This window comes from Methylocystis suflitae (genome assembly GCF_024448135.1).
GTDB classification, from domain to species: Bacteria; Pseudomonadota; Alphaproteobacteria; order Rhizobiales; family Beijerinckiaceae; genus Methylocystis; species Methylocystis suflitae.
Map to the genome: position 1 here is coordinate 1 of NZ_JAMRYX010000200.1, position 301 is coordinate 301.

Consider the following 301-nt stretch of genomic DNA (forward strand, 5'->3'; position numbering starts at 1 on the left):
TAAAGACCAACCCGCCCACCATCGTCGCGCTCATAGACGAGAAACGCCGCCGGCGCCGCGACGCCGGGCGCGACGCGTCCGCCAAGCAGCCGCAATCCGACGCCGCTCAAATCCGGCGCGCGTGAAAACCCCACGCGTTCCTGAAGCCACGCGAGAAGTTCGCCGCGCCGGCTGGCCTCGACCTCCACGGGTCGCGGATCGAGAATGTAAGTCGCGTAGGTCAAGCCCGCCCGCGCGGCGTAACTCGTGGCGGCGATGGCGCGCGTCATCGGGCTCTGCGCCGGGGGACGGCTTGCCAGAA

At 69.8% G+C, this 301-nt stretch carries 1 pseudogene; it reads right to left on the bottom strand.

Going from position 1 to position 301, the window contains the following annotated elements:
• A pseudogene (locus NEI07_RS15255) lies at positions 1–269 on the bottom strand (anti-sigma factor family protein); the annotation flags it as partial.
• Positions 270–301: the final 32 nt, after the last annotated feature.